The sequence below is a fragment of the Gilliamella sp. ESL0250 genome (genome assembly GCF_013345045.1).
Lineage (GTDB): Bacteria > Pseudomonadota > Gammaproteobacteria > Enterobacterales > Orbaceae > Gilliamella > Gilliamella apicola_H.
Window position 1 is genome coordinate 127,401 of the sequence record NZ_JAAEDV010000007.1, and the last position, 6,166, is coordinate 133,566.

At 34.5% G+C, this 6,166-nt stretch carries 5 protein-coding genes; all 5 read right to left on the reverse strand.

Annotation, left to right across the window (positions count from 1 at the left end):
* Window positions 1-19 precede the first annotated feature (19 nt).
* The gene (locus GYY69_RS07405; RefSeq protein WP_174797086.1) at window positions 20-379 is read right to left on the reverse strand and encodes a helix-turn-helix domain-containing protein; all 360 of its coding nucleotides are present in this window, start codon (window positions 377-379) and stop codon (window positions 20-22) included.
* A 62-nt stretch (window positions 380-441) separates the two neighbouring features.
* On the reverse strand, window positions 442-1,836 hold the full coding sequence (gene mpl, locus GYY69_RS07410) for a UDP-N-acetylmuramate:L-alanyl-gamma-D-glutamyl-meso-diaminopimelate ligase (RefSeq protein WP_174797087.1): 1,395 nt from the start codon (window positions 1,834-1,836) through the stop codon (window positions 442-444).
* A gap of 119 nt (window positions 1,837-1,955) precedes the next feature.
* The gene (gene recJ / locus GYY69_RS07415; protein ID WP_174797088.1) at window positions 1,956-3,692 is read right to left on the reverse strand and encodes a single-stranded-DNA-specific exonuclease RecJ; all 1,737 of its coding nucleotides are present in this window, start codon (window positions 3,690-3,692) and stop codon (window positions 1,956-1,958) included.
* 79 nt (window positions 3,693-3,771) lie between these two features.
* Complete coding sequence (gene dsbC, locus GYY69_RS07420) at window positions 3,772-4,476, reverse strand: bifunctional protein-disulfide isomerase/oxidoreductase DsbC (protein WP_174797089.1); 705 nt, start codon at window positions 4,474-4,476, stop codon at window positions 3,772-3,774.
* A 25-nt stretch (window positions 4,477-4,501) separates the two neighbouring features.
* Window positions 4,502-5,416: a site-specific tyrosine recombinase XerD gene (xerD, locus tag GYY69_RS07425; protein WP_174797090.1), complete on the reverse strand. Its 915-nt coding sequence runs from the start codon at window positions 5,414-5,416 to the stop codon at window positions 4,502-4,504.
* Window positions 5,417-6,166: the final 750 nt, after the last annotated feature.

A 6,166-nucleotide genomic window follows, 5' to 3' on the forward strand; every position in this document is an offset into this window, starting at 1 on the left:
GCGAAAGCTTAACTTATATTTAGTGCTTCCAGCACATAGTATTAACCTTAGAACGCAAGAAATCATTCTCTGTTAGCATATCTATTTGCTCTACTTTTACTGTGCGTTGTTTTCTTTTTCGTTTGGGCTGCTCTGCTGAGGTAATATGGATAATTTCGTTGTAAGCTAGTAAATTATTAAGCTGATCAAGTTCATCTAATCCACGAAGAACAGAAATCAAAGTTTGTAATGTAATCGATTCACCTTGTTCAATACGTTTTATTGTTGCAATACCAATTTCGGATTTTTGAGCCAATTCTTGCTGAGATAAGTTTTTTTCAATTCTTGCCATTTTTATTCTGCGGCATATCATAGCAATCATATCAGTCGTTTCATTCATGAAATATCCTTTTTATATGATATGCCACGTGATGTGGCATATCATATATTGCTATCAAATCGTTATTTGATTAATGGTAATTTTTCTTGATTTTTGATTTGTTGCTTTTCTAGTTTCTCTAAAATCTTTTTATGAATACCACTAAAACCACCATTACTCATAATTAAAATTGCATCTGTAGGACGGGCTGATTTGGTGATCATTTCAACCAGTAAATCAATATCGCCAGTCCAGTAAGCTGGTTGAATACAAGCATCAACCACATCAGCAACTAGCCAAGGAAGATGTTCAGGTTGGAAGATGAATATTTCGTCAGCACGTCCAAGCGAGGGAGCTAGCTCATCTTTAGACACTCCTAATTTCATTGTGTTTGAGCGAGGCTCAAGCACGGCTAAAATACGGCGATTAGCACCGATTTTACTGCGTAATGCTTCTAATGTTGCTAAGATTGCCGTTGGGTGATGCGCAAAATCATCATAGATTTCGATATTATTCATTTCACCGTAGAGTTCTAAACGCCTTTTTGCATTTACGAACGTACCTAATGCCAAACAAGCATCTGCTGGATCAATGCCTACATTATGAGCGGCAGCAATTGCCATTAGTGCATTATGCATATTATGTTCGCCGACTAATGAATATTTTACTTCGCCAACTTTTTTATTGTTATAGAAAACAGCAAAATGGCTTGCGTCGTTATTGATACGTTGTGCTAACCAGCCTGTTTCTGATTCAGTAAATACTTGTTCGCTCCAGCAGCCTTTAGCCAATACCTGTTTTAAATTCACATCTTCTTGAGGTGCAATAATCAGCCCTTTGCTAGGTACTAAACGAACTAGATGGTGAAATTGTTTTTGAATTGAGCTTAGATCATCAAAAATATCTGCATGATCAAATTCTAAATTGTTCATGATAAGTGTTTTAGGGCAGTAATGCATGAATTTTGAACGTTTATCAAAGAAAGAACAATCATACTCATCCGCTTCAATAACAAAATAGTTACCTTCACCTAACCTTGCTGATACATCAAAATTACCAGGTACACCACCAATAACAAAACCTTGTTTATAATTTTGTTTTTCTAAAATCCAATTGACCATACCGGCTGTTGTGGTTTTGCCATGAGTTCCCGCAACCGCAATGACCCAGCGATCGCGTAACACATTATCATGTAGCCATTGCGGTGCTGAAATATAAGGAATATTGTTATCCAAAATATATTCAACGCAAGGATTGCCTCGCGATAGGGCATTGCCAATAATAACTAAATCAGGCGTAGATGTCAGTTGCAATGGATCATATCCGTCAATGATATCAATGTGTTCTTTTTGTAAAAGTGTACTCATTGGTGGGTAAACATTTTTATCTGAACCTGTTACTTGATGACCTAGAGAACGCGCTATTAATGCAATCCCTGCCATAAATGTGCCACAAATTCCAAGAATATGAATATGCATTTTGAATCCTTAACGTTGTATAAATTTTATCTCAATGATGTTGCGTAACCATTGTCTATTTGACCAGTAATCAGATGTAAATTTAGTGCAATTTTGTCATTATAATCGATTCTACTTGCTTATGCGATAGGCCATAGATGTTTAATCATTAGTTGCGGAGCTTGGTTGCCACGAAACTCATCTACATCTAAATGATAAACGACTTGTACATTTTTTATTGATTGATCAGGCCATTGCTGTCGATTTACATTAAAAAATATGCCCTCAATAAGTGGACCACCATTTTTGGGTTCTAAGACTAATTTAAGGTGTTTATCTGCAAATAAGAGTTGTTGATGAATAATAAATTCACCATCAAAAATGGGGGTACCAAACCCTTCGCCCCATGGACCTGATTCTTTTAACTGTTTGGCGATTGCATAAGTAAAATCTTGCTTATCTATTTCACCATCAGTTTCGATGATTTGTTCTAGCACATCGGGGTGTAATCGAGTGTTTACAAGTGCTTCAAAACAGCTTCTAAAACGTTCTAAATCTTCTTCGCGAATGGTTAATCCAACGGCCATCGCGTGGCCACCAAAGCTCACTATTAAATCGGGATGTTGCTGATTTAATTCATCAATAAAATCACGCAAATGAATGCCCGGAATTGAGCGTCCAGAGCCTTTTAAAAAACCATCTTGAGTTGAGGCGAACGATATAACGGGGCGATAATATTTATCTTTTAAACGTGCGGATAATATCCCAATAATGCCTTGATGCCACTCAGGATGATAAAACACGAGCAAGCTAGGTATAGAAGCGTTTTGTTTTTCAATTTCTTGAATAAATGACAAAGCTTCTTTATGCATTGTTTGTTCAATGAGCTTTCGATCGTTATTGAGATTATTAAGATCTGTTGCTTTGCTAATAGCAGATTCATAATCATCACAAAGTAATAATTGAACACCTAATGTCATATTGTCCATTCTACCGGCTGCGTTTAATCGTGGGGCAATATAAAATGCTAAATCGGTTGAAGTTATCGAAGTAGGCTCTTTTTTGGATATCTGTAATAAGGCCTTGATTCCTTCACTACAATAACCAGATCGAATCCTATTTACACCTTGGTGAACCAAAATGCGATTATTATGATCAAGTTTAACGACATCAGCAATAGTACCTAAAGCAACTAAATCTAATAAATTTGCCAGATTATATTCGGTCAAATTATTATTAGCGAACCAATTCTCTTGTCGTAATTTTGCGCGTAAAGCCAGCATAAAGTAAAAGGCGACACCAACTCCAGCTAAATGCTTAGAGGGAAAAATACAATCAGGTAAATTAGGATTGATGATGGCATCGGCATTAGGTAATTGTGCTGGGCATAAATGGTGATCAGTAATAATAACAGACAAGCCTGATTGCTTTGCAAAGTCAACGCCTTCATTGGCAGAAATGCCGTTGTCAACAGTAATAATAAGCTGAGCACGTTGTAAAATAGCTTTTTTAACAACCGAAACGCTTAACCCATATCCATCATCAAAACGATCAGGAATAATGTAATCAACAAAAAGACAACCCATATTTTTAAGTGCCTTGACGGTTAAGGCCGTGCTTGTCGCACCATCAGTATCAAAATCGCCAACAACCATAATGCGCTCATTATTTTTCATGGCTAAAAAAAGTATTTCGACTGCTTTTTCAATACCCTCTAATTTATCGTAATTACATAGATTGCGTGTGGTATAGTCGAGCTCATGCATACTAGTAACGCCACGCAAGGCATAAATTCGCTGTAGCAATAACGGGATATCATGAGTAAATTCTGGATAGACTTCAGGTAATTTGCGATGTCTTAATCTATTTTTTTTCATATTTAATATGCTAGCACATTTGTGCTAACATGTATTTTCATCTTATATTTAAATTTCAACAGTAATCACTGACCAACTGTTATTTAGTTGCTTTTTTATCTAAAATTTCAATTAATTTATCTGCTGGCACATAACCTGAAACAAGTTGCCCATCAGGTAATACAATTGCTGGTGTACCGCTAATACCTAACTTTTTACCAACGTTAAATTGTTGTGTTACATAAGGTATCATACTACTAGCAGGTGAGATAGGCTTATCTTTGTATGCATTGTCAAATGCTGCTTTACGATCAGTCACACTCCAAATAGATTGCATGTTTTTACCCACATCACTGTCAGCACCCGCACGAGGGAACGCAAAATAGTGCACAGAAATACCTGCATCTAAATATTTATCGATATTTTCATGGAGTAGTTTACAGTAGTGGCAAGTATAATCAGTAAAGACTGAAATGATGTACTTTTCATTTTTTGCCTTATACACAATGGCATCTTTTTCAATTGGTTTTATTAGCTGAAGATTGCTGCTATTAGCTATATTTTCAGGTTCATCACCTTGAATATCATAAATAGGGCCTTTGGTTAAATATTTGCCATCTTGTGTAACATAATAAATACCATCTGGAGTACTAACGTTTTTAAATCCCTGAACTGGGCTATCAGTAATTTTTAACTCTTTTTTTTCGTAACCCAATTTATTTAAAGATTTTATAATATCAGTATTACTTGCTAATACCGAAGTTGAAATTAAAGCTAAACCTAAACATAAAACTAATTTTTTCATTCAATTATCCTTATTTTTTCGAACACTATGCTCGAGGATGATGTTTACTGTGTAACTGTTTTAACCTTTCTGTTGCCACATGTGTATAAATTTGGGTAGTTGATAAACTACTGTGTCCAAGTAACATTTGTACAACACGCAAATCAGCCCCATGATTAAGCAGATGCGTAGCAAAAGCATGTCGCAATACATGGGGTGAAAGTGCTTCAATATTAATACCAGTTAGTATGGCATAATATTTGATTCGATGCCAGAATGTCTGTCGAGTCATTTTTTTTCCTAATCGGCTTGGAAAAAGAACATCAACAGGCCCTGTTTTTAGAAGATCATTTCTAGCATATTTAAAATAATATTCAAGCCAGTAAATCGCTTCTTCTCCAAGTGGCACTAAACGTTCTTTATTACCTTTACCAATTACTCTTACCACCCCTTGGCGTAAGCTAACATCACTAATTTCTAAATTCACTAGCTCAGAGACGCGTAAGCCTGTGGCATAAAGCACTTCTAACATGGCTTTATCCCGAAGTTCAATCGGATCTTCTATATTAGGTGATTCAAGTAGCGCATCGACTTGTGATTCGGTTAAATCTTTAGGCAATTTTTTAGGAAGCTTGGGCGATGATAACACCGCAGAAGGATCATCAGTGCGATAATTTTCTTGATATAAATACTGAAAAAAACGTTTAGTTGCGCTAAGCAAACGCGCTGAACTACTTGCTTTATACCCGTCTTTGACGCGTTGCATTAAAAAGTCTTGTAAGTTAAGCGTTTGGGCAGTCAGGAAAGTGACATTTTGTTGTTGTAAAGATTGACTTAATGCCAACAAATCAAGTTTATAAGAAGCAATGGTATTTTCAGCTAAGTTCCTTTCTAGCCATAATGAATCTAAAAATCTTTCTATTAACATTTTATTTTGGGCGGGTGTGTCTTGACTAGACATCAATAATTATCTCTACCTCACAGTTATTTGTTTCATTATATACTAACTGTCAATAAGTTGTAGTTTAAGCTAAATTGCTATTTTTAGTATCATTATTACCATTAAACATAATTTTGTATCAACTCACCACTTACTATTCCAGTTTCAGTAAGCTTTTCAACAGTTGTTACATACCTGTTTAACTAACATAACTGATTAATATTAACCAATATTTATTTAACCATTTTTTAAAAAAGATTAAATTTCCCACTAAAATCATGTATAGCTTTTTAACTAAACTATTTGTTATTTGCATTCAGTGATAAAAGGATAAGATATAAATAATATATAGGAAAACATTGAGTTATTTACATTTCATGATTATCGCGTTTCCGTTATTCTACCAATTAATCTTTAAATTTCTTACAGTTATAACATAGTTAGCAATAAATCAGGGTATTTCTTTATTAAATAAGGCGTAATTTTTGTTAAAAATATTCAGGAATCTATACCGTTTCAGTGTGAAATTATTTTAAATTTAATGGGTTAATAAATTTTATTGAGAAAGAATAAGGTTGCTTACATTGCTTGTTCAATAAAGGTGTTTTTAAATGCAAGCATTTAATAAATTATTTTTGATAAAAAATAAGATTGCTTAAATCCCTTGTTCAACAAAGGCGTTAAGCCGCTATCACTTACCGTTTTAACTAACTAAAATTATTCATATTAAACAAAGATATTGATTAAAAAAGTTAAACTTTGCGTTAAAAT